Below are 21938 nucleotides of genomic sequence, written 5' to 3' on the forward strand. Positions count from 1 at the left end.
GTTCGTCATCTCCTGTGGGACCTACAAGTGGTTTGTCCGTATAGGTGTGCGCCGCCTGGCGCGGGGGGAAGGCGTGCTAGCGGGCCTGTCGCGACGGCAGGATCATCGTGACGCCGGGGACGGAACCGATCGCGGCGAGCGCGGGGCCCGCCTCGTCGAGGCCGATGGTGCGGGTGATCAGCAGATCCGGGCGGAGCAGCCCGCCGGTGACCATCTCCAGCATCGCGGGGTAGGCGTGGGCGGCCATGCCATGGCTGCCGAGGAGTTCGAGCTCGTGGCCGATCACCCGGTTCATCGGCAGCGAGGTGAGGCCGGGCAGCAGGCCGATCTGGACGTGGCGGCCCCGGCGACGCAGGCTCTCGATCGACGACGCGCACGTCTGCGGGCTGCCGAGCGCGTCGATCGAGACGTGGGCTCCGCCACCGGTCAGGTCCCGGACGCGCGCTGCCACGCCGGCACCGCCTCCGACGTCGCCGGGAGTGACGCCGGCGGTGGCGCCGAACCGTCCGGCCAGCTCCAGGGCCTCGGGGGAGACGTCCACGGCGACCACCCGGGCTCCCGCGGCGGCGGCGATCATCACGGCGGACAGGCCGACGCCGCCGCAGCCGTGCACGGCCACCCACTCGCCGGGCCGTACCCGGCCGACCGTCACCACGGCGCGGAAGGCGGTGGCGAAGCGGCAGCCCAGGCTCGCGGCGGTGGAGAAGGCCATCTCCTCGGGCAGCCCCACCAGGTTCACATCCGCGTTCTCGATCGCCACGTACTCGGCGAAGGAGCCCCAGTGGGTGAAACCCGGCTGGGTCTGACGCTCGCAGATCTGCTGGTCACCGGCCGCGCACGCCGCGCACGAGCCACAGGCGCAGACGAACGGGACCGTCACCCGGTCACCGGCCCGCCACGGGCCGACCCCCGGACCCACGGCTTCGACGACCCCGGCCAGCTCGTGTCCCGGCACGTGCGGCAGGACCCGGATGTCGGGGTCGTGGCCCTGCCAGCCGTGCCAGTCGCTCCGGCACAGCCCGGTCGCCTCCACCCGGATCACCACCCCGCCGGGCGGCGGTGCGGGGATGGGCACCTCCCGGACCTGAAGGTCGGATCCGAAGGCGTCGAAGACCACCGCTCGCACGCGCACACACTCCTCTGGCCGGTCTGGCTCGGTGACCTGGATCTTAAAGGGCGCGGGCACTGTCCTCATCGCCGAGGTGCGCGCGCCGAAGTCATGATCGCTCTCATTGTGGGTGCCGGACAGGGCGTTGAACAGGCTATGCGGGGGTCGTCTGTCGCCGGCCCGATTAGAACACGCATGCTGGGAGAGGAGGAGAGGCACAACGACCGACCGATCGGATGGTGAGATGGGCCAGCACGTCGACAAGGACCGGTTCTCCGAGGCGGAGTTCGCCCGTTTCGGAGAACGGCTGGTGGCGCAGCTCGCCGAGCTCCGTGAGCTGCTCGCCAGACCTGGCTTCGGCGCGGGGCCCGCGACCGTCGGGGCCGAGCTGGAGATGTTCCTCATCACCCCTGACGGCCGGCCGTTCCCGCGTAATCGGGAGGTGCGTGCCGTCGCCGCCGACGGCCGGTTCGTGCTGGAGCTCGGCCGGTTCAACCTGGAGGTCAACCTGACCCCGCTGCCGATCGCCGGGCGGCCCTTCAGCGCCCTGGCGCGGGAACTGCGGGAGACGATGGACCTGGTGGACGCGGCGGCGGCGACGCAGGGCGGGCAGGCCGTGGCGATCGGGATCCTGCCCTCGCTGAGCGAGTTCGACTTCACCTACGGGGCGCTCAGTGACGAGAGCCGCTACCGGGCACTGAGCCGGGGGATGCGGAGGCTGCGCAGCGAACCGTTCCGGGTGCGTATCGAGGGGGTCGAGAAGCTGGAGCTGGAGGTCGAGGGGGTGATCCTGGAGAGCGCCAACACCTCCTGGCAGGTCCATCTCCGTACGGCTCCCGCCGACTTCGCCCGCGTCTACAACGCCGCCCAGCTGGCAACCGGTCCTGTCCTCGCGGTCAGCGGTAACTCCCCGTGCTTCCTGGGCAGGCGGCTGTGGGAGGAGACCAGGATCGCGCTGTTCGAGGAGACGGCCGACGACCGGGACGTGGAGCGGCACGGCCGCAGGGACCGGCGGGTGGCCTTCGGCTCCGGGTGGGTGAGCGGTATCGAGGAGATGTTCGCGGCGTGTGTCCGCGACTACGAGCCGATGGTGCCGATGATCTCCGAAGAGCTGCCGGTGGCGGAGGGGGAGGCTCCTGCGCTGGCCGAGCTCCGGCTGCACCAGGGGACGGTGTGGCAGTGGAACCGGCCGGTCTACGACCCGGTGGACGGCGGTCACGTGCGGGTGGAGATGCGTGCCCTGCCGGCCGGGCCGACCCCCGCCGACATGGCGGCCAACACCGCGTTCCTGCTCGGGCTCACCGCGGCCATGTCGACCGAGCCGGTTGAGGAGTTCCCCTTCGCCGCGGCCTACCGCAACTTCTACCGGGCCGCGATCCACGGCCTGGACGCCCCGCTGGCCTGGCCCGGCCTGGTTGGGGAGGTCCCCGCCGCGCGGCTCGCCCTGGATCTGCTGCCGGTCGCCCGGGCCGGGCTCAGCCGGGTGGGCGTGGAACCGGCCGAGGCCGACTGGGCGCTGGGCATGATCCGGCAGCGGGTCCTGCTCCGCCGTACCGGTGCGATCTGGCAGCGGGAGACCCTCGGACGTCTCGGCGGCGATCCGGCGGCCCGGGCCCGCATGGTGACCCGTTACCGGGAGCTGGCACTCACCGGCGAACCCGTACATACCTGGCCCATATGATCACAAAAAATGTCTGATTAACGGCATACTCGGGAACTCCACATCGTGATCCGCCTGTCCGGGCGTGACCGGAGGAGGAGACCCCCCATGAGTGGGATGACGGCCGTACCGGTGGAACCGTTTCAGCTGAAACGGGACGGCGGCGAGTTCGCGGCCGGTGCCCAGGCCCTGGAGAAACAGCTCAAGCGGGCGACCCTCGACACCGTGCTCGCCAAGGCGAACCGCGTCGCGGTCAGGAAGGGCGCAGCCGGCGCCGGGGCCTTCGGGACGATGAAGCCCCAGCCGGTGGACTGGTACTGCTTCGACGCCGCCGACAACGCCGTCCGCGACTGGTACCCCCAGGGCCTGACCTGCTCCTCCGACGCGGGAACCGGCGGGGGAACGTACGTGGTGAGCTGGTACTACAGGCCCGATACGGGCGTCAGGCGGGGTGTGCGGCTGTCCTTCCTCAACACGGTGACGCTCCGCTACCGGCACGTGCTGCTCGTGGTGGCCCGCCCGGACGGCGAGATCGTCCCGATCAACATCCACGCCGGCGGCATCGCGTGGTACGGCGACCTGATCTACGTCGCCGACACCACCCGGGGCATGCGGGTCTTCGACACCCGGCAGATCTTCGAGGTGAACGGGGAGGACAAGACCAGGATCGGCAGGAAGGGCGGAGTGTACGACGCCTTCGGTTACCGCTACGTGATGCCGCAGACGGGCGCCTGGACCGCGGCCGCGGGCGCCGCCCGGTTCTCCTTCGCCGCGATCGACCGCACCACTCCGGTCCACACCCTGATCTCCGGCGAGTACGTGGACACCCCCGGCACGTTCGGCCGGGTGGCCCGCTGGCCGCTGAACTCCGACGGCTCTCCGCGCGCCGCCGACGGCGTCGTCTCCGCCCTGGACGCCTACCGCCTGCCCGAGTCCAAGATCCAGGGCGCGCTCTCCCACCGGGGCACCTGGTATCTCAGTCAGGGGGCGGGCGCGACCAGGAACGGCAGCCTGATCATGATCGGGAACACGGTCGGCAAGCGCCCCTACCCGGTGGGCTCCGAGGATCTCACCTGCGTCCGCGACAAGAACACGCTGTGGAGCGTGACCGAGTTCGTGGGCCGCCGCGTGGTGTACGGCGTGCCGCTGTAGGCGTCCTCTCCGCGGGGGTGCCCGCTCAGTGCAGGGAGCCGCCCGCCAGGCGGAGGTCGCCGTCCATGGAGACGGCCGCGGCCACGATCGCCGTCAGCGCCTCGGCGACCGTCGCCACCGGCATGGACGGCCTGGACTGGTCGAGAACCTGCTCCGGGGCGAACGGCACGTGCACGAAGCCGCCGCGGACTCCGGGCCGCTCGGTGGCGATCAGGTGCATGAGGCCGTAGAAGACGTGGTTGCAGACGAACGTCCCGGCGCTCTGCGACACGCTCGCCGGGACCCCGGCCGTCCGGGCCGCCGCCACGCACGCCTTCACCGGCAGCGTGGCGAAGTAGGCGGCGGGGCCGCCGCGCACCACCGGTTCGTCAATCGGCTGCCGCCCGGCGTTGTCCGGGATGCGGGCGTCGTCGAGGTTGACGGCCACCCGCTCGACCGTGACGTCGGGCCGCCCGCCGGCCTGCCCGACGCAGACGACCACCGCGGGGTCGTGCTCCAGCACCGCCGCGTGCAAGTGTTCCAGCGCCTGGCCGAACACGCACGGCAGCTGTACGGCCCGCACTCCGGGCACCAGCCTGACCGCCTCCCACGACGGGTTGACCTCGGCACCGTCGAACGGCTCGAAGCCGGTGAGCAGGACGGTCATCGCCGGTCCGCCGGCAGCGAGCAGGCGGGGGTGCCGCCGGGCAGGCGGTGGCGGTTTCTCGCGACGAGCAGGTAGAGCCCCTTGGCCACCCACCGGAACGGCGGGACCCGCAGCACGAACCCCGGCAGGCTCCACGGTGGCCCGGCGGCGATCAGCAGCCTGGCGACGGCCTGCGCCCCGCCGTACACCCGGCCCCGGTCGATCCACAGAACCTCGCGGTCCGCCCGCTCCCGTGTGGCGCCCAGCGCCGCCAGATCGGCGAACTGCCAGGGGGTGACGCGGGCCCGGACACCGATCCGGCGCTCGGCGAACCGGACGCTCGTCGTGCAGAACCCGCAGTCGCCGTCATAGACCAGCACCGGTTGTTCGCTCATGGAACGGACCCTATCCCGACGCCCCGATCAGGACTACGGGACCGGGGGCCGCAGGTCGGGGCAGTGGTGCGGGCGTTCAGCGGGAGGAGGGCCCGTCCAGGTAGCGGAAGGCCTCGTGGGCGGAGCGGATGCTGTCGTGGAGCGCCCTCTGGAGCTGGACGGCGTCCTCGCTCAGATGGCCGATCTCCGGCGCGGAGAACCTGGAGGCCCCCGACTCGGCGACGAGCTGCTCGTATTCCGGGAGGTGGGCGAGGAGGGCGTCGATCTGATCCTGGGACCTGAGGGTGCGGTCGGCGGCGGAGACATGGCGCGCGTAACGCTCCAGCGCCTCCACCCGGGCGACGACGGCGGCCTCGCTGGCGGCCAGCGCCCGCTCCAGTGGTGCCATCGCGGCGATCACCTCCGGCGTCCTCCCGCCGCGGGCGAGGGCGCGGTGCCTGGCCCGCAGCGCCGACAGCTTGGTCAGCAGGTGGGCGATCTCCCACTCCTCGGCCGGCAGCATCACCGAGTTGCGCACGCCGTCAAGCATGCCCAGGGCGTTGACCCGGGAGCCGAGGATGTGGTCGATCGCCCGTTGGACCCGGCCGAGCAGGTCCCTGGAGCCGTAGTCGAAGTCCTCCAGGATCAGGTAGCCACCCCTGAACCGCTGCGCGTGCCGGTACAACACACGCTCGACGGAGTTGTACGGAGCGGGTTTCCTAGCGAGATAGACGCAAGTGAGGATCGTGAAGTAGAGGCCGGCCAGAGGCACCAGGAGCGGCGTCGGCATGTGGGCGACGATCGCGGTGACGTTTGCCAGAGCCATGGTCACGGTAAGGGGGACCACCAGGGCCGCGGGGAGCCGTGAGCCGCGCGGTTCCGGACTCCATCCGGTCCGGAAGCGGGAGAGCAGTGGTCCGTGCCGCCGGAGCAGGTTGGCCACGTCCGCGGGTACCTCCGGATCGACCACCACGCGCTGCACAGGCGAGCTCCCTTCACCACGGTCGAAAGAGCATAGCGATTAACCGATTCCGAGTTATGCGTCCCTCTATGTTGCCTCTTAATGGCGTTGGCGGGTATTGAAAAGGATGATCTTCGTCATCCGCGGAGCACGAATGATCGACGGGAGTCAGGGGCCGGCCTCCGTCCGTGGTGACGGCCGGTGTCCGTGCCGTGCCGGTCGGCGACGGTGTGGCCGGCAGGCAGTGTGAACAGCAAAAGGTCCCCAGATCGATGATCTGGGGACCTTGGGCGGTGGACGATACAGGGATTGAACCTGTGACCTCTTCCGTGTCAGGGAAGCGCTCTCCCGCTGAGCTAATCGTCCTCGGGTTAACCAGAGCGGAAGACGGGATTCGAACCCGCGACCCTCACCTTGGCAAGGTGATGCTCTACCACTGAGCCACTTCCGCGTGTCTGCTCCGGGTTTCCCCTCTGCAGCACGTGCGCTACTTTACCGGATCCCTGGAGCTCCGGTGTCCGTGCACCGAGGTGGAGACGGGATTTGAACCCGTGTACACGGCTTTGCAGGCCGTTGCCTCGCCTCTCGGCCACTCCACCAGTCAGATCCCGGGGGACCTGCCAGAGCGGAAGACGGGATTCGAACCCGCGACCCTCACCTTGGCAAGGTGATGCTCTACCACTGAGCCACTTCCGCGTGTTTCCCGGAAAGTCTGTCCGGGACACGTGAAAACTCTAGCGCCTCCGGAGCGTGGATGTGTGCATCCGGAGGCCTCAGCGAGGGTCTCCGTCGGAGAGCACCCGGACATCGGCGGCCCGGACGAACATGATCCGGTGGCCGAACTGGATCTGCCGGTAAGGGTTGCCCCCCCTGATGATCCGGTGTTGCGACGGGCTGAAGGCGCCCGCCCGCAGGTAGGTGGCAGGGCTCGTCATGCCGAGGCTGTAGAACTGCCCGGCGGGAAACGTGTACTGCAGGGGGACCAGCTCCTGCGGCGGGACCCCCCGGGGATAGGCCGCCGCCTCGGGGTAGGCCCTGCCGTACACCTTGACCGAGGTGAGGCCGGGCCTGGGCGTCACCAGGCGGCCGGTGGCGGGTACGGAGGTGCGGCCGGTCGCCGGATCGTGGAACCACGCCTTCTGCCCGAGGTACCAGATGGCGGTCCAGTCGCCCCTGCGCTCGGCGAGCGCGTAGCGCTGGCCGGTGGAGGCGCGGGCGGCCTGGTCGTAGACGCTGTAGGTGGAGTCGCCTCCCGGATGCTTGCCGACGTCCCTGACCAGCGGGGCCGCCTCCGAGGGGCGGCTGTGCAGCCAGACCGAGGAGGTGCTCCGCGTGGGGCACTCGCCGGACTTGGCGCAGCCGGTGAAGCGGGCCTGGTTGAGAGCGTAGTCCGGTCTGATCATCACCGAGCGCGCGGCGGGGTCGGAGGAGCCGGTCAGAGGGCTGCCGAGCAGTTCGAAGTAGTGGCTCCAGTCCCAGTAGGGGCCGGGATCTGAGTGCATGTCGCGCACGGTCGCCGGGGTGGTGCCCGGCACGTTGTCATGGCCGATGATGTGCGCCCGGTCGAGGGGGACCTTGTACTTGCGCGCGAGGTAGGCGACCAGCCTGGCCGAGGACCGGTACATCGCCTCGGTGTACCATGCGCCGCCCCTGGCCAGGTAGCCCTCGTGCTCCAGGCCGATGGAGCGGCTGTTGACGTACCAGTTTCCCGCGTGCCAGCCGATGTCGCTGCACCGCAGATGCTGGGCGATGTGGCCGTCGCTGGAGCGCAGGGTGAAGTGCCAGCTCAGATAGGCGGGGTCTGCGGACAGCCGGGTCATGGCGTCGTAGCTGGTCTCCCCGTCGTGGATGACGATGTAGTCGATCGGGCGGGAGCCGTTGTAGCGGTCGTGGTTGCCGTAGCCACCCTGCTTGAGCCGCTGGTAGGCGGCGGGCATCCACTCGCAGGAGACGGTGGGCGGGCAGTCGGGCGCGGGCACGGGCGCGGGCGCACGGCGCAGTCCGGCCGCTGTGGGCAGTCGCGGCGGGGGCAGGTCCGGGACAGCCCGCAGGACTACCCGCTCGCCGTCGTCGGTCACGCGTGCGGCTCCGGCGCGGATCGTCGCGTAGACCTCGTCGGCGAAGGAGCTCGCCGCCCCGGTGTCCGCCCCGGTGTCCGGCGGGCCCGGGTAGCGGGCCACCGCGCCGTACCATCGCGCCGGATCGGTGTCCGGTGGCTCACCGAGGTGCCGCTGGTGGTCGGCGAGTAGCGCCGCGCCGCCCTCGATGTTGGCCGCCGGGTCCCGGCGCAGCCGGCCAGGGGCGATCCCGGTCAGCTCCGCCGCCCGGTGCAGGGTGTCCTCGGGCCGGGGCACGGTGACGTCCTGGACGACGGGCGGGTGCGGACGGCGCTCGTCGCCGCGCGGGTCCTCCGCGCTGTGAGGGGGGCGGTCCGGACCGATGCGGGCGTCGACCAGGTGCATGGGGCCGTAGCCCGCCGAGACGCTGGGCAGCCCGTCGTTGACGTCCCACCGGGACTCCAGGTAGGAGACCGCGAGCAGCACGCTCTCCGGTACGCCGTAGGTCCGGGCCGCTCGGGCGAAGGCCGCCTGCCTGCTCTCCGGCGCGCCGTGGGTCCGGGCCGCCTGCCTGCCCTCCGGTGCCGGCTCTCCCGGGACGGGCGGGGCCAGTACGGCGAGAGCGGCGACGACGGCGATCCCCGGCAGACGGCGCATGGTGGTTCCTCCGGCCGATGGCTACGCAGAGTTAGAGTGGATTACCGAATGTCTCACGATTGGACGGGGTTGAGATCCACTGGGGCAAAGCTTGCCCGAAATCGGGCAGAAAACTTGGTGAAGGGCGTCAATGCTGCGTATGGTCCTGCTCTGTGTCCATGGCATGGCATCCGCATGAGGATCTGATTACCCACCTGACCCGGACGAGCGCGCTCGGTCCGGGGGAGGCGGCACGGGTGGTGGCGGACGTGCTGGCGTACTTCTCCGAGCCCGTCGAGGAGTTCGTCCGGCGACGTCACGCCGAGCTCAAGGCCAAGGGGCTGGTCAACGACGAGATCTTCCCCCGGATCGCCGCCGAGATCCTGGCCCGCCGTGTTGCGGCACCTGAACTCTCCCTGCGCCAGCTGCGCCGGATCGTCTACGGATAAGGAGCGGTTAGATGTGCGGAATCGTGGCCTATGTGGGGCCCAAGGACGCTGCGCCCATCCTGCTGGAGGGCCTGCAGCGCCTTGAATACCGGGGCTATGACTCGGCCGGCGTAGTGATCTCCAACAAGGGCCTGAAGATGCGCAAGGTCAAGGGCCGGGTGGCCGATCTGGCGGCGGCCGTGCCGGCGCGGTTCAAGGGCGGCCTGGGCATCGGGCACACCCGCTGGGCCACCCACGGGGCGCCCAGCGACGTCAACGCCCACCCTCACCTGTCCGCCGACGAGCGCATCGCGGTGGTGCACAACGGCATCATCGAGAACGCCGACGAGCTCCGTGCCAAGCTGGAGGCCGACGGCGCGGTCTTCCTGTCCGAGACCGACACCGAGGTGCTGTCGCATCTGATCGCCCGCACCGTCGAGGAGGCCGACTCGCTGGAGGAGGCGGTCCGGATGGCGCTCAAGCGGATCGTCGGCACCTACGGCATCGCGGTGCTCGACGCCCAGCGGCCCGGCGAGGTGGTGGTGGCCCGCAACGGCAGCCCGATCGTGCTGGGCATCGGCGAGAAGGAGATGTTCGCCGCCTCCGACGTCTCCGCGCTGGTCCGCTACACCCGCCAGGTGGTCCACCTGGAGGACGGCGAGCTCGCGGTGCTGAAGGCCGACGGCTTCACCACCTTCGCCGGCGACGCGCGCCAGACGGCCAAGGAGCCGCTGACCGTCGACTGGGAGGCCGGTCACTACGACACCGGCGGCTACGAGCACTACCTGCTCAAGGAGATCTCCGAGCAGCCCGAGACCGTGGCCCGGACGCTGCGCGGGCGGCTGGACGACCGCTTCCACGTCGCCCACCTGGGCGGCCTCAACATGGACGCGCGCGAGACGCGGTCGTTCCGCCGCGTGAAGATCATCGGTTGCGGCTCGGCCTACTACTCGGGCCAGATCGGCGCCCAGCTCATCGAGGAACTGGCGCGGATCCCGGCCGACGCCGAACCGGCCAGCGAGTTCCGCTACCGCAGCCCGGTCGTGGAGCCCGACACCCTCTACGTGGCGATCAGCCAGTCGGGGGAGACCTACGACACCCTCGCCGCCGTCCAGGAGCTCAAGCGCAAGGGCGGCCGGGTGCTCGGCATCGTCAACACCGTCGGCAGCGCCATCGCCCGCGAGTGCGACGGCGGTGTCTACCTGCATGCCGGCCCCGAGGTCTCGGTGGCGAGCACGAAGGCGTTCACCTCGACCGCGGTGGCCTTCGCGCTGCTCGCGCTCCACCTGGGCCGGGTGCGTGACCTGTCCCCGGCCGACGGCCGCCGCATCTGCGAGGGCCTGCGCAGGCTGCCCGGCCAGATCAAGGAGATCCTGGCGCTGGAGCCGCAGATCAGGGAGCTGGCGCACAAGTACGCCGATGCGCCGAGCATGATGTTCGTCGGCAGGGTCCGGGGTTATCCGGTGGCCCGCGAGGGCGCGCAGAAGCTCAAGGAGATTTCCTACGTGCACGCCGAGGCCTATCCGGCCAGCGAGCTCAAGCACGGGCCGCTGGCGCTGATCGGCCCGGAGATGCCGACCGTGGCGATCGTGCCCGATGACGAGCTGCTGGACAAGAACCTCACCACGCTGGGCGAGATCCGCGCGCGCGGGGGACGGGTGCTCATGGTCGGTCACCGTACGGCTGACCCGAAGCTGGCCGACGACTGCGTCGTGGTGCCGAGGAACGAGACCGAGCTGGACCCGATCCTGCTGTCGATCCCGCTCCAGCTCTTCGCGTACCACGCCGCCGTGGCGCTGGAGCGTGACGTGGACAAGCCTCGCAACCTGGCCAAGAGCGTCACGGTGGAGTGAGCCGGCGCCTCGATCCTCATAAGGCGATAAGGCCCCCAATATATGACAGAGAGTGATGCATCTGTAACCTGAGGTATTGAATGGTCTCGGGGAGGGGGCGCCTATGCACCGCCGGCGGTTCTTCGCGCTCGCCCTGGGAGTCATGGTCGCCGGCGGCTGCGGGGCGGGGGGCTCCCCCGCACCCACGGCGGGCCGGCTCACCGTCGTCGCGCCAGCCGCGCGCGGGCAGGGCTGGGACCGGGCCGCACGTGCGCTGGCCATGGTCCTGACCGGCGACCGGATGGCGCGGACGGTTGAGGTGAGCAACTATCCGGGTGGCCTGGGCGCCGCCGCGCTGGGGGCGTTCCCCGCCGCCCACGACCCGTTCATGCGCGAGGGCAGGCTGCTCCTCACCGGGATGCCGATGGTGGCGGGGGCGGAGATCGCCAATGCCGCCTCCGTGGTGAAGTCCACCACACCCCTGGCCCGGCTCGTCGGCGACTGGGCAGCCCTGGTCGTCCCGGCCGGCTCACGCCTGCGCGCCTTCGAGGACTTCGCCGCGGCGCTCCGCCGCGACCCGGCCAAGCTGACGGTGGGCGGCCGGATGGATGGTGGCTCCGACCACGTGCTCTACGGCATGATCAGCAAGTGCCTGGGAGTGGACACCCGGCTGCTGAACTACGCCGGCTACTCCAGCGGGGCCGAGGCCGCGCAGGCGCTCCAGGATGGCCGGGTCGCCGCGCTGCTGGGCTCGGCCCGCTCCTTTGTGCCCGAGATCGCCGCAGGCCGCCTGCGGCCGCTGGTGGTCTCCTCCGCCGAGCGGATCGACGGGATCGACGCGCCGACGATGATGGAGCTGGATATCCGTCTGGAGTACACCGACTGGTGCGGCATCCTCGGCCCCCGCGGCATGAGCTCCGAGGACAGGGACGCGGCCGTCGCTCTGTGTGACCGCGTCGACGCCTCACCCCGCTGGCGGGCCGTCTGCGTGGCCAACGGCTGGAACCGGGTCTACCTGAGCGGGGACGACTTCCGCCAGTGGCTCGTCACGGAGACCGGCCGCACCCGGGAGGTGCTCAACGAACTCGGCCTCCTGAGCACTTTCTCCACAAGTTGTTGGGGTAGTTGCGTCCGGCGGCCCTACATGTAGGATCCTGCTCGTTGCTGGTTCGCCCCCTTGCGAGGGCGAGGCAAGAGGGAACCCGGTGGGAGTCCGGGACTGCCCCGCAGCGGTGAACGGGAACGACCACCGTCATGAGAGCACTGGGCGCGCCATGCCTGGGAAGCGACGGTCAGTAGGCAAGAGTCAGGCGCCCGTGAGTCCGAAAACCTGCCGGCGATATGGAACTGTCCAGGGCTTCGAGGGAGGGCCCGCGGACTGAGGCGGTCCGGCGTGCCCGGAACCGCCCTCGGACGCGTGCGCTTTTCCGGCGAGAGCCGTGCGGGGAATTCGAGCGCGCGAGGGGTAGCACGTGACACAGACTTTGGCCGATGCCGCCGGGAAGACCGGCAACGACCCGGCTGCCCGCCGGTTGGCCATCGAGGAGGCCGCCGCCCGAGTGATCACCGATCCGGAGAACTCCAGGATCGCCGCCGGGCTGCTGGCGGAGCTGATCGCCGACGAGGCGGCTGAGCACGGCGTGCGGACCTTCTCCGAGTCCATCGCCGCCACCCACGAGGCCGGACTCGTCCAGGACGGGCTGGCCGCCTTCGTGGCCGCCCACGCCGAGGTGCTGGACGCGCTGGTGGCGGAGGACGCCGACGGCCGGTTCGAGTACTTCGGGCTGCGCACGGTCTACGACCGTTACCTGCTGCGCCACCCGCGGACCCGCAAGGTCCTGGAACGTCCGCAGCACTTCTTCCTGCGGGTGGCCTGCGGCCTGTCGGAGACGGTCGAGGAGGCCGCCGAGCTGTATGCGCTCATGGCCACCCTGTCCTACCTGCCGAGCTCGCCGACGCTGTTCAACTCCGGCTCGCGCAGGCCCCAGCTGTCGTCCTGCTTCCTGCTCGACTCGCCCCGCGACGAGCTGGAGGCGATCTACGAGCGCTACGGGCAGGTCGCCCGGCTGTCGAAGTACGCCGGGGGCATCGGCATCGCCTGGACCAGGGTCCGCTCGCGCGGCTCGCTGATCCGGGGCACCAACGGCCACTCCAACGGCATCGTGCCGTGGCTGCGCACGCTGGACTCCAGTGTCGCCGCGGTCAACCAGGGTGGCCGCCGTAAGGGAGCGGCCTGCGTCTACCTGGAGTCCTGGCACGCCGACGTCGAGGAGTTCCTCGAACTGCGCGACAACACCGGCGAGGAGGCTCGCCGCACGCACAACCTGAACCTGGCCAACTGGGTCCCCGATGAGTTCATGCGCCGGGTCGAGGCCGACGGCGTGTGGTCGCTGTTCGACCCCAAGGAGGTCCCGCACCTCACCGACCTGTACGGCGCCGCGTTCGAGGAGGCCTACCGGGTCGCCGAGGCCGAGGGCCGCTATGTCAGGCAGGTCCCGGCGCGGTCCCTGTACGGCCGGATGATGCGCACCCTCGCCCAGACCGGCAACGGCTGGATGACCTTCAAGGACGCGGCCAACCGGACCTCCAACCAGACGGCCCGCCCCGAGAACGTCATCCACCTGTCGAACCTCTGCACCGAGATCCTCGAGGTCACCAACGACGCCGAGACGGCCGTCTGCAACCTCGGCTCGATCAACCTCGCCGCCCACCTCGACGGCCAGGAGATCGACTGGGCACGGCTGCGCCGGACCGTCCGCACCGCCGTACGGTTCCTGGACCGGACCATCGACCTGGGCTTCTACCCGACCCCCGAGGCCGAGACGGCCAACCGGAAGTGGCGGCCGATCGGCCTGGGCCTGATGGGCCTGGCCGATGTGTTCTTCGCGCTACGGCTGCCGTTCGACTCGCCGCGGGCGCTGGAGCTCTCCACCCGGATCTCCGAGGAGATCGCGCTGGCGGCCTACGCCACGTCCGCGGACCTGGCCGTCGAGCGGGGCCGTCACCCTTCCTACGACGAGACCCGGGCCGCCGGCGGTGTGCTCCATCCCGACCACTACGGGGCCGGGCGGTCGCCGGAGTGGGAGCGGCTCAGGGAGCGGATCGCCGAGACCGGTCTGCGCAACTCGCTGATGATCGCGATCGCGCCCACCGCCACGATCGCCTCCATCGCGGGCTGCTACGAGTGCATCGAGCCCCAGGTGTCCAACATCTTCAAGCGTGAGACGCTGTCGGGGGAGTTCCTCCAGGTCAACCGCTACCTGGTCCGCGACCTTTCGGCCCGCGGCCTGTGGACCCCGCAGATCCGGGACGCGATCAAGCGGGCCGACGGCTCCATCCAGGACGTTCCCGGTATGCCGGAGGACCTCAAGGCGCTCTACCGGACTGCCTGGGAGCTGCCGCAGAAGGCGCTGATCGACCTGGCCGCGGCGCGCACGCCGTACATCGACCAGTCGCAGTCGCTGAACCTCTTCATGGCCACGCCGACCATCGGCAAGCTCTCCTCGATGTACGCCTACGCGTGGAAGTCCGGTCTCAAGACGACCTACTACCTGCGCTCACGCCCGGCGACCCGGATCGCGCAGACCACGGTGGCCCAGGCCACCCCCGATCCGGAGGCCGTCGCGTGCTCCCTGGAGAACCCCGAGTACTGCGACGCCTGCCAGTAGGCCCCTCTCCGAAAGGCTTCTCTGCGATGTTGCTCGACCCTGGCATGGACCTCACGCTGCGGCCCATGCGCTACCCGGAGTTCTACGAGCGCTACCGGGCCGCGATCCGTAACACCTGGACCGTCGAGGAGGTGGACCTCACCTCCGACCTGGCGGACCTGGCCAGGATGACGCCGGAGGAGCGTCACCTGATCAACCGCCTCGTCGCGTTCTTCGCCACCGGCGACTCGATCGTGGCCAACAACCTGGTGCTCAACCTCTACCAGCACGTCAACGCCCCCGAAGCGCGGCTGTATCTCAGCAGGCAGCTCTTCGAGGAGGCCGTGCACGTCCAGTTCTACCTGACCCTGCTGGACACCTACCTGCCCGACCACGACGAGCGGGTCAAGGCCTTCGCCGCGATCGAGCACATCCCCTCGATCCGCGACAAGGCCGAGTTCTGCTTCCGGTGGATCGACTCGCTGGGCGGGCTGAGGCGACTGGAATCGCAGGACGACCGGCGGGCGTTCCTGCTCAACCTGATCTGTTTCGCCGCGTGCATCGAGGGGCTGTTCTTCTACGGCGCCTTCGCCTACGTCTACTGGTTCCGCTCCCGGGGCCTGCTCAGCGGTCTGGCCACCGGGACCAACTGGGTCTTCCGGGACGAGTCCATGCACATGGAGTTCGCCTTCAGCGTGGTGGACACCGTGCGGGCCGAGGAGCCGGAGCTGTTCGACGACAAGCTCGGCGCGCAGGTCACCCAGATGATCGAGGAGGCGGTGAACGCCGAGCTCGCCTTTGCGGCCGACCTGTGCGGCGACGGCCTGTCCGGAATGGGGGTGGACCAGATGCGGCAGTACCTGGAGTACGTGGCCGACCAGCGCCTGGTCCGGCTCCAGCTCCCCATTCGGTACGGCACGGCCAACCCGTTCGCGTTCATGGAGCTGCAGGACGTGCAGGAGCTGGCCAACTTCTTCGAACGGCGGGTCTCTGCCTATCAGGTGGCCGTTGAGGGGAGCGTCACCTTCGACGAGGCGTTCTGACTCTTCAGGCTCCGCAGCCGCAGTCACAGTCGCAGCCTTCACAGCAACTGCAATCTTCACAGCAGCCGCAACAGTCGCATCCGCCGCATCCGCTGCAGCAGTCGCAATCCCGCAGATAGCAGCGGTCCTCGCACGGTTGCCCGTGCTTACTGCTCCACTCGGGCCGCCACATCCCGCAGGTGAGCAGGGTCGCCACCCCGGCGGCCGACGTGCCGACGACCCCGGGCCGCTTGTCGGATTGGGCGAACGTCCGGTCGACGGCCCGGCGCACCTCGGTGCCGAGCAGCACGTCCACCAAGTGCCGCTCGGCCAGGTCCAGCTCGCGCAGTGCCAGCTCCAGGCCGTGCGCGGCGTCGTCGCAGAGCCGCCGTGCCTCCTGCCGGGTGGTGCCGGTGGCGGCCAGCGGGTTGAACGCCCCGCGTGCGGCGTCTTCGGCCTGGTCCTCCACGGCGTCCAGCAGGTGGGCGATCCGGCCGAAGAACCGGCCCGCCTCCGCCAGCGGCACGGCGTTGCCGGGTCTGCCGGCCAGCACCGCGGTGTGTACGAACGCTGCGGCGACCGCCTCCTCGGTGGGAGCCGTCAGTTCCAGCAGGGTGATCTCCGGCGTACCCTCCCGTTCGAGCTGACGCTCGGCCGTCGAGGTCAGCACGGCCGTGTCGAAACCGATCGACGCGCCCATCCGCGCTCCGGCCGCCTCCCACCGGGCCGCCAGTCCCCGGCGGGCCAGGCCGGTGCCGGGGGCCGAGTCACCGTCGGCCACGTGGTCGCGCAGCTTGCCCGCGGCAAGGAGCAGCGAGACCGTGGCGGCCAGCCGTACCCCCTCGGCCCGCGCGTCCACCACGTCCGCCGGCCTGAACCCGCGCAGCGCGCAGGGCCCGGCGGTCCGGTGCGGGGAGGCGGACGGGCTCTGCGCCTCGGCCAGCACCGAGATGATCAGCCCGTCGTAGTTGGTGGCCAGCCGTGCACCCTGCCCCTGCCCGTCGCGGAGGGCCAGGCAGAGCCCGCACAGGTGTGCCATCCACGCTCGGTGTAACGACGGGCAGGAATGGTCACGGCAAGGGCGAACGATTCCGAACATCCGGCCTCTTCGATTTAGGGGTGGTCTGATTGGTTGATTTCGGGAATGTCCCGGCAGAATCTATCCCGTGCAGATCTCCGACGGTTTCATGCTGTCCATCGACGATCACGTCGCCACGTTACGGATCAACCGCCCCGGCAAGCGCAACGCGATGACCGCGGCCATGTGGCGGGCGCTGCCAGGGGTGCTCGCGCCCCTGGCGGTCGATCCCGCCGTGCGCGTCCTCGTGCTGACCGGTGCGGGCGGGACCTTCTGCTCCGGGGCGGACATCTCCGAGATCGCCGGGCTCTCCGAAGCCGGCGACGACACAAGGCTGACCGTCACCGCGGAACGGGCGCTGGCCGAGTTCCCCAAGCCGGTGATCGCGATGATCGAGGGGTTCTGCGTCGGTGGCGGCTGCCAGCTCGCCCTCGCCTGTGACCTGCGCTTCGCCGCCGAGGACAGCCGTTTCGGCATCACCCCGGCCAAGCTCGGCCTCGTCTACCCGCCCAGCTCCACCCGCCGCCTCGTCGACCTCGTCGGCCCGTCTACGGCCAAGCTCCTGCTCTACTCCGCCGAGCTCATCGACGCCGGCCGGGCGCTGCGCACCGGCCTGGTGGACGAGGTCCTGGCCTCTGCCGAGCTGTCCGAACGGGTGTACGGCCTCGCCCGCATCCTGGCCGGGCGATCCCAGCTCACCCTGGCAGCCGCCAAGGAGATCGTGGAAGGACGGGCCGACGAGGCACGCTTCCACGCGTGGCAGAAGGCGGCGCGCGACGAGGTCCCCGAAGGCGTCGCCGCCTTCCTGGAGCGCCGCCCGCCCCGCTTCACCTGGTCTCCCTGACCTTCCGGGACGTCTTTCAGCCGGAGGACCGGACGGCGTCAGTCGTCGACGCCGCGGGCGGCGAGTGCCTCGCCCAGGTTGTCCGCGTGCCGCAGCGTCCGCACCAGGAGGGGGACGGCGAAAGCGGTGGGGCTGTTGGTGATCCCGCGCGCCCGCTGGGCCTCGCGGACCTCCTGCGCCAGTGCCGCAGTGACGGATACGGCCCGGATCGCGAGGGCGAGTACGAGGGCGACCCGAGCTCCGTCGACACCCAGGAAGCGCAGAGGCCGGCAACCCCGTTCGATCACGTCGAGCAGTTCGCTGCTGCGCGTGGTGAGGGTGACCAGCCCGGCAACGGACACGCAGAGGATGAGCTGCCCGGTGACGACGAGAGCCCGGTCGAGTCCTGCGCTGAACATCTGGAATCCGCCGATGAACAGGGCGATCAGCAGGATCGGCCGCGTCTGTGACCAGGCGAGCCGAGCCGGGACGCCCGCGGCGGCATACAGGCCGGCCACCGACACGAGGGCGGCTCCGACGCTCCCCGGGCCGGGCAGCAGCAGCACGCCCGTCTCGGCCAGCACCAGGCCGAGGAGTTTCGCCCCTGCGGGGGCGCGGTGCAGCCAGGAACCGCCCGGGAGGTAGAGGCCGAGGGTGCTCATCGCATCAGCCGCCGGTAGTGGGCGATCGCGGCCGACGGCGGAGCGTCGCAGACCACCCGGCCCTCGTCGAAGACGAGCACCCGATCGAAGCCGTCCAAGAGGTTCAGATGGTGGGTGACGAGCACGATCCGTTGCGGCAGCGAGGCCAGCAGGTCGCCGACCATCGAGGCGTGGCGCAGGTCCAGCAGCGTCGTCGGCTCGTCGCAGACGAGGACCGACGGCTCCATGACGAGGATGGCGGCCAGGGCGAGCAGCTGTTTCTGCCCGCCGGACAGCAGGTGCGCCGGGGCGTCCGCGAAAGCGCTCAGGCCGAACTTTTCCAGAGCGGTGGCCACCTTCGCCGCGATCTCCGTGCGTGACAGTCCTGACCGGCGCAGGGAGAAGGCCACGTCCTCGGCCACCGTCGGCATGATGATCTGGGCGTCGGGGTTGGTGAAGCAGAAGCCGACCCGGCGCCGGATCTCCCGGCCCTGAGTGCGGCTGTCGAGCCCGTCGACGACGACCGTGCCGGTGGTGGGTATGACGAGCCCGTTGAGCAGGCGCGCGAACGTGGACTTGCCCGAGCCGTTGGCTCCGATCACGCCTACTCTCGCCTCGGTCAGCGTCAGCGAGACATCGCGGAGTACGGTCCGCTCGCCGTAGGCGTGACCGACCCCTTCCAGGCGGATCATCCGACACGCTCCACCAGGATCGAGACGCCCATGCCGCCACCGACGGCAATGGCGGCCAGTCCACGGCCGGCAGCGGGGTCGCGGGTCATCTGGCTGAACAGCCGGACCGCGAGCACGGCACCCGAGGCACCCCATGGGTGGCCCAGCGCCAGCGCCCCGCCCTCGCGGCAGACCCGGTCGGGGTCGAGGCCGAGTGCGTCGTAGCACGCCAGTACCTGACCGGCGAACGCCTCGTTGACCTCGATGACCCCGATGTCGTCCAGGCTCAGCCCGGCCCCGTCGAGCACCCGGCGTACCGCCGGGACCAGTCCGAGCCCGGGCAGGCGGGGATCCACCCCCGCGGTGTCCCAGCCCACGATGGCCAGCCCCGGCCAGCCGAAGCCGGCGCGCACCCGCTCCGGCACGATGACGACGGCGGCCGCGCCGTCGTTCACGCCGCTGGAGTTGCCTGCGGTGACGGTGCCGTCCGCCGCGAACGCCGGACGCAGCCGGGCCAGGCGCTCGACGGTCATCCCGCGGCGTACTCGCTCGTCCCGTTCGAGACCCGCCACGGGGACGGACTCCGCGGCGAAGCGTCCGGCGTCCTGGGCGGCGGCCGCGAGAGCATGGCTTCGGGCGGCGTAGGCGTCCTGGCGCTCACGGCTGATGCCCGCCCGGCGGGCGACCAGCTCAGCCGCCGGCCCCATCTCGGGGTCGCCGATCTCGGATGGCGCGAACGGCGCCCGCGAATAGCGGCGCGGCGCCTCACCGTCGGCCGAGGGGGGCCAGTGCCGCCAGGGCGCGGTGCTCGTGCTCTCGACGCCCCCGGCGATGTAGACGTCTCCGAGTCCGGCGCGGACGAAGGACGCCGCGGTGGTGATGGCGGCCAGGCCGCTACCGCACTGCCGGTCGACGGTGAGTCCCGGTACCGCGGAGGGGAACCCGGCCAGCAAGGTGCAGACCCGGGCGATGTTGCCTCCCGGCCCCATGCAGTTGCCCAGTACGACGTCGGCCACCTGCGCCGGGTCGAGGTCGAGGTCGGCGAGAACGGACCGGAGCACCGGCGCGGCCAGCCGTTCCGCGGTCATGTGACGCAGCGCGTGCCCGGCGGTGCCGATCGGGGTGCGCCGGGCCGCGACGATGACAGGTGTCAGAGGATCCATGGTGTCGTCAGGGAAGCACTCGCGCGCCGAGCGTGCCGTCGGCGAGCCCCTGCCGGATCCGCCCGCGGGCGGGTTTGCCGGCGGGGGTGAGCGGCATCTGGTCCACGGCGTACCAGCGACGGGGGCGGTGCGCCGGGGACAGCCGGGCCGCGGCGTGCCGGCGCAGGGCCGATCCGCTGGGCGGTCCGTCGGTGCTGGGCACGATGACGGCGGTGACCACCTGGCCGAGCGAATGGTGGGGCAGGCCGACCACCACGACGCCGGCCACCCCCGGCGCGTCGGAGATCACCTGCTCGACGTCGCCGGGCAGGACGGACGCGCCACCGGTGAGAACCATCTCGTCGCCGCGGCCGAGGACGGTCAGGCCCTCCGCGTCGCTCCAGACGGCACGGTCGCCGACGCTTGCCCAGCCCTCGTCGTCGCGGGTGAGCGGGCCGGTCGTCCGGCCGTCGTAACCTTCGGCCAGGAAAGGGCTGCGCACCCAGACGACCTCGTCCCTCAGTTCGATCTCGGCACCGGGAAACGCGCGCATCGCCCCGTCAGGGTGGCGGATCGCGACGAACGACAGTTCCGCCGCGCCGTAGTAGTCCACGACCCGGATGCCGGCCAGGTCCGCACGCTCCCGCGTGGCGCGGGGCAGCCCCGCGCCGCCGCAGATCACGGTGCGTAGCGGGCCGCCCGGCGGCAGGCGGTCCAGCAGCGCGTCGAGCATCGGGGGTGTCACGTGGGCCATTGTGCACTCTCCGGCCGCTGCGGCCGCCACCTGGGGGTGCCATCGGGGCAGGTCGAGGATGCCGGCGCCGGCAGCCGCGGTGTGTGCGGCCGCGAACGCGAACAACGAGGAGGACAGGGGAGCCGGGATCAGCACGCGGTCGGCCGCCCGGATCCCGGTGATCTCCGAGAGGGGGTCGAAACTGTCGGTCCACGAGTCGACGGTCCGTACGACGGCACGCGGAACGTCGGTGCTGCCGGACGTGTACAGAACCAGTAACTCGTGCCCGTCGCGGACGTGCAGCAGCCCCGCCCGGGCGAGAACCGCCACCGCGCGGTCGCGCGGGGTCATCTCCGTGCCGATCCCGCGGAGCCGGCGCCAGGCAGCACGGGATAGGCACGCCGGACCCCGCGGGTCACGAACGTGGAGACGACGGCCTTGATCACGTCACCCGGCAGGTAGACCGTAGCGGCGATGAGGGTGCCGACGAACGTTGAGGCGGAGATCCGCCACGACTGCACGGGGATGCCGAAGGCGTAGACGACGACGATGCCGCCGAGGACGTTGGCCAGCAGGCCCACGGGGATCGAGTAGCGGGGCGAGCGTTCGCTGATCCAGCCCGTGACGAACGCTCCGAGTGGCCAGCCGATGAGATACCCGGCGCTCGGGCCCGCGAACACCCCGAGGCCGCCACGGCCGCCGGAGAGCAACGGCAGGCCGATGGCCACCAGGGCGAGGAACACCAGGCAGGCCAGGAAGCCACGGCGTGCGCCGAGGACCGAGCCGGCGAGCATGACACCGAGGGTCTGCAGGGTGACCGGTACCCCTCCGCCGAACAGGTAGATCGGCGGGGCGACCCCCAGGGCGGCGATGAGGCCGGCGAACACGGCGATCAGTGCGAGGTCCTGAGCGGACCGGTGCGGGCGGCCGGGCCGCGCACCCGGTGAGGAGTCGACGTCGGTGTCGGGCGGGGTGTGTCGCATGGGAAACGGTCTTTCTCGGTAGGGCGTCGTTCCCTTGAAGCGGGATCAGCCGCAGCTCTTGGCACACAGGTGTTCACGCGGCGGTTCCGGGTCGATCCGGTGGCCGATGTCGCTCTACGGGACGGGATTCCTGCAGACGCCCGCCCGGCTCAGGGCATCGCCGGCGAGGTACGGCCTGTGGGCCAGGCCGCCCTGCTCGTTGGTCATGGACCATTCGCTGCCCTGCTCCAGCTGGGACTCCAGCGAGGGGTTTTTCAGCGTAGCGTACGTCTCCTCCACGACCTCCGGGTGCAGGCCGGGTCCGGTCCGGGACGACGTGGGGCCGGGCGCCGGGTTCTCACACGCGGCGGCCGAGGCGAGATCGT

Annotated in this window: 20 protein-coding genes, 4 tRNA genes and 1 riboswitch; of the genes, 8 read left to right on the top strand and 16 right to left on the bottom strand. The window is 70.9% G+C overall.

Annotated features, from left to right (window positions below; genetic code table 11):
* Window positions 1–76 precede the first annotated feature (76 nt).
* Window positions 77–1132, bottom strand: a complete 1056-nt coding sequence (locus ACIN94_RS08045; protein WP_400701182.1) for a zinc-binding dehydrogenase — start codon at window positions 1130–1132, stop codon at window positions 77–79.
* 220 nt (window positions 1133–1352) lie between these two features.
* Here ACIN94_RS08045 and ACIN94_RS08050 point away from each other — a divergent pair, with 220 nt between their 5' ends.
* Together ACIN94_RS08050 and ACIN94_RS08055 are read left to right on the top strand one after the other, a co-directional pair.
* Complete coding sequence (locus ACIN94_RS08050; protein ID WP_400701185.1) at window positions 1353–2789, top strand: glutamate--cysteine ligase; 1437 nt, start codon at window positions 1353–1355, stop codon at window positions 2787–2789.
* A gap of 87 nt (window positions 2790–2876) precedes the next feature.
* A complete protein-coding gene (locus ACIN94_RS08055; RefSeq protein ID WP_400701188.1) occupies window positions 2877–3920 on the top strand; it encodes a hypothetical protein in 1044 nt (347 codons plus the stop codon).
* Between the two features lie 25 nt (window positions 3921–3945).
* Here the strand turns inward: ACIN94_RS08055 and pcp are convergent, their stop codons facing one another.
* From pcp to ACIN94_RS08095, 8 genes are all read right to left on the bottom strand, one after another.
* A complete protein-coding gene (gene pcp, locus ACIN94_RS08060) occupies window positions 3946–4566 on the bottom strand; it encodes a pyroglutamyl-peptidase I (protein ID WP_400701191.1) in 621 nt (206 codons plus the stop codon).
* Window positions 4563–4940: a thiol-disulfide oxidoreductase DCC family protein gene (locus tag ACIN94_RS08065; RefSeq protein WP_400701194.1), complete on the bottom strand. Its 378-nt coding sequence runs from the start codon at window positions 4938–4940 to the stop codon at window positions 4563–4565. The genes pcp and ACIN94_RS08065 overlap by 4 nt, the downstream gene beginning before the upstream one ends.
* A gap of 76 nt (window positions 4941–5016) precedes the next feature.
* Entirely contained in the window at window positions 5017–5901 is an 885-nt protein-coding gene (locus ACIN94_RS08070; protein WP_400701197.1) for a hypothetical protein, read from the bottom strand.
* Window positions 5902–6174: 273 nt separating this feature from the next.
* A tRNA-Val gene (locus ACIN94_RS08075) sits at window positions 6175–6246 on the bottom strand.
* A gap of 13 nt (window positions 6247–6259) precedes the next feature.
* Window positions 6260–6331 (bottom strand) — tRNA-Gly (locus ACIN94_RS08080).
* A gap of 77 nt (window positions 6332–6408) precedes the next feature.
* Window positions 6409–6479 (bottom strand) — tRNA-Cys (locus tag ACIN94_RS08085).
* A gap of 25 nt (window positions 6480–6504) precedes the next feature.
* Window positions 6505–6576 (bottom strand) — tRNA-Gly (locus tag ACIN94_RS08090).
* Between the two features lie 77 nt (window positions 6577–6653).
* Window positions 6654–8594 carry an N-acetylmuramoyl-L-alanine amidase gene (locus ACIN94_RS08095; protein ID WP_400701200.1) on the bottom strand — a complete coding sequence of 647 codons (1941 nt, stop codon included), beginning with the start codon at window positions 8592–8594 and terminating at the stop codon, window positions 6654–6656.
* 158 nt (window positions 8595–8752) lie between these two features.
* Between ACIN94_RS08095 and ACIN94_RS08100 the strand changes: the two genes are divergently transcribed.
* The 5 genes from ACIN94_RS08100 to ACIN94_RS08120 all read left to right on the top strand — a co-directional run bounded on the left by ACIN94_RS08100 (window position 8753) and on the right by ACIN94_RS08120 (window position 15523).
* Window positions 8753–9022: a hypothetical protein gene (locus ACIN94_RS08100; protein WP_400701696.1), complete on the top strand. Its 270-nt coding sequence runs from the start codon at window positions 8753–8755 to the stop codon at window positions 9020–9022.
* Between the two features lie 11 nt (window positions 9023–9033).
* The gene (gene glmS / locus ACIN94_RS08105) at window positions 9034–10854 is read left to right on the top strand and encodes a glutamine--fructose-6-phosphate transaminase (isomerizing) (RefSeq protein ID WP_400701203.1); all 1821 of its coding nucleotides are present in this window, start codon (window positions 9034–9036) and stop codon (window positions 10852–10854) included.
* Between the two features lie 103 nt (window positions 10855–10957).
* Window positions 10958–11983, top strand: coding sequence for a Bug family tripartite tricarboxylate transporter substrate binding protein (locus ACIN94_RS08110; protein WP_400701206.1), 1026 nt, complete (start codon window positions 10958–10960; stop codon window positions 11981–11983).
* Window positions 11982–12186, top strand: a riboswitch (cobalamin riboswitch). Its footprint overlaps the gene before it by 2 nt.
* A gap of 119 nt (window positions 12187–12305) precedes the next feature.
* Window positions 12306–14501 (top strand): ribonucleoside-diphosphate reductase subunit alpha, encoded by a 2196-nt coding sequence (locus ACIN94_RS08115; protein ID WP_400701209.1) that lies wholly within the window; start codon window positions 12306–12308, stop codon window positions 14499–14501.
* A gap of 26 nt (window positions 14502–14527) precedes the next feature.
* Window positions 14528–15523: a ribonucleotide-diphosphate reductase subunit beta gene (locus ACIN94_RS08120; protein ID WP_400701212.1), complete on the top strand. Its 996-nt coding sequence runs from the start codon at window positions 14528–14530 to the stop codon at window positions 15521–15523.
* Between the two features lie 4 nt (window positions 15524–15527).
* Here the strand turns inward: ACIN94_RS08120 and ACIN94_RS08125 are convergent, their stop codons facing one another.
* Window positions 15528–16601, bottom strand: a complete 1074-nt coding sequence (locus ACIN94_RS08125; protein ID WP_400701215.1) for a DUF5685 family protein — start codon at window positions 16599–16601, stop codon at window positions 15528–15530.
* 67 nt (window positions 16602–16668) lie between these two features.
* On the opposite strand from ACIN94_RS08125, the gene ACIN94_RS08130 reads away from it, so the two are divergent.
* Window positions 16669–17424 carry an enoyl-CoA hydratase/isomerase family protein gene (locus ACIN94_RS08130; RefSeq protein WP_400701218.1) on the top strand — a complete coding sequence of 252 codons (756 nt, stop codon included), beginning with the start codon at window positions 16669–16671 and terminating at the stop codon, window positions 17422–17424.
* Between the two features lie 38 nt (window positions 17425–17462).
* Here the strand turns inward: ACIN94_RS08130 and ACIN94_RS08135 are convergent, their stop codons facing one another.
* The 6 genes from ACIN94_RS08135 to ACIN94_RS08160 form a co-directional block, all read right to left on the bottom strand.
* A complete protein-coding gene (locus tag ACIN94_RS08135) occupies window positions 17463–18065 on the bottom strand; it encodes an energy-coupling factor transporter transmembrane component T family protein (protein ID WP_400701221.1) in 603 nt (200 codons plus the stop codon).
* Complete coding sequence (locus tag ACIN94_RS08140; RefSeq protein WP_400701224.1) at window positions 18062–18736, bottom strand: energy-coupling factor ABC transporter ATP-binding protein; 675 nt, start codon at window positions 18734–18736, stop codon at window positions 18062–18064. The genes ACIN94_RS08135 and ACIN94_RS08140 overlap by 4 nt, the downstream gene beginning before the upstream one ends.
* Window positions 18733–19878, bottom strand: a complete 1146-nt coding sequence (locus tag ACIN94_RS08145) for a thiolase family protein (RefSeq protein ID WP_400701227.1) — start codon at window positions 19876–19878, stop codon at window positions 18733–18735. The genes ACIN94_RS08140 and ACIN94_RS08145 overlap by 4 nt, the downstream gene beginning before the upstream one ends.
* 7 nt (window positions 19879–19885) lie before the next feature.
* Window positions 19886–20941, bottom strand: a complete 1056-nt coding sequence (locus tag ACIN94_RS08150; RefSeq protein WP_400701230.1) for a class I adenylate-forming enzyme family protein — start codon at window positions 20939–20941, stop codon at window positions 19886–19888.
* Window positions 20938–21573 (bottom strand): biotin transporter BioY, encoded by a 636-nt coding sequence (locus tag ACIN94_RS08155; RefSeq protein WP_400701233.1) that lies wholly within the window; start codon window positions 21571–21573, stop codon window positions 20938–20940. Before ACIN94_RS08155 ends, ACIN94_RS08150 begins: the two co-directional genes overlap by 4 nt.
* Window positions 21574–21687: 114 nt before the next feature.
* Window positions 21688–21852 carry a hypothetical protein gene (locus ACIN94_RS08160; RefSeq protein WP_400701236.1) on the bottom strand — a complete coding sequence of 55 codons (165 nt, stop codon included), beginning with the start codon at window positions 21850–21852 and terminating at the stop codon, window positions 21688–21690.
* Between the last annotated feature and the right edge of the window lie 86 nt (window positions 21853–21938).

Origin of the sequence: Streptosporangium sp. NPDC087985 (assembly GCF_044741965.1) — a bacterium.
GTDB lineage: Bacteria > Actinomycetota > Actinomycetes > Streptosporangiales > Streptosporangiaceae > Streptosporangium.

What these genes read in the sequence shown, in the direction of transcription:
- ACIN94_RS08135 (WP_400701221.1), bottom strand. Translation starts at nt 18,065, where the DNA reads ATGAGCACCCTCGGCCTCTACCTCCCGGGCGGTTCCTGGCTGCACCGC.
- ACIN94_RS08145 (WP_400701227.1), bottom strand. Translation starts at nt 19,878, where the DNA reads ATGGATCCTCTGACACCTGTCATCGTCGCGGCCCGGCGCACCCCGATC.
- ACIN94_RS08110 (WP_400701206.1), top strand. Translation starts at nt 10,958, where the DNA reads ATGCACCGCCGGCGGTTCTTCGCGCTCGCCCTGGGAGTCATGGTCGCC.
- ACIN94_RS08095 (WP_400701200.1), bottom strand. Translation starts at nt 8,594, where the DNA reads ATGCGCCGTCTGCCGGGGATCGCCGTCGTCGCCGCTCTCGCCGTACTG.
- ACIN94_RS08050 (WP_400701185.1), top strand. Translation starts at nt 1,353, where the DNA reads ATGGGCCAGCACGTCGACAAGGACCGGTTCTCCGAGGCGGAGTTCGCC.
- ACIN94_RS08125 (WP_400701215.1), bottom strand. Translation starts at nt 16,601, where the DNA reads ATGTTCGGAATCGTTCGCCCTTGCCGTGACCATTCCTGCCCGTCGTTA.
- ACIN94_RS08155 (WP_400701233.1), bottom strand. Translation starts at nt 21,573, where the DNA reads ATGCGACACACCCCGCCCGACACCGACGTCGACTCCTCACCGGGTGCG.
- pcp (WP_400701191.1), bottom strand. Translation starts at nt 4,566, where the DNA reads ATGACCGTCCTGCTCACCGGCTTCGAGCCGTTCGACGGTGCCGAGGTC.
- glmS (WP_400701203.1), top strand. Translation starts at nt 9,034, where the DNA reads ATGTGCGGAATCGTGGCCTATGTGGGGCCCAAGGACGCTGCGCCCATC.
- ACIN94_RS08150 (WP_400701230.1), bottom strand. Translation starts at nt 20,941, where the DNA reads ATGACCCCGCGCGACCGCGCGGTGGCGGTTCTCGCCCGGGCGGGGCTG.
- ACIN94_RS08140 (WP_400701224.1), bottom strand. Translation starts at nt 18,736, where the DNA reads ATGATCCGCCTGGAAGGGGTCGGTCACGCCTACGGCGAGCGGACCGTA.
- ACIN94_RS08120 (WP_400701212.1), top strand. Translation starts at nt 14,528, where the DNA reads ATGTTGCTCGACCCTGGCATGGACCTCACGCTGCGGCCCATGCGCTAC.
- ACIN94_RS08065 (WP_400701194.1), bottom strand. Translation starts at nt 4,940, where the DNA reads ATGAGCGAACAACCGGTGCTGGTCTATGACGGCGACTGCGGGTTCTGC.
- ACIN94_RS08100 (WP_400701696.1), top strand. Translation starts at nt 8,753, where the DNA reads ATGGCATGGCATCCGCATGAGGATCTGATTACCCACCTGACCCGGACG.
- ACIN94_RS08055 (WP_400701188.1), top strand. Translation starts at nt 2,877, where the DNA reads ATGAGTGGGATGACGGCCGTACCGGTGGAACCGTTTCAGCTGAAACGG.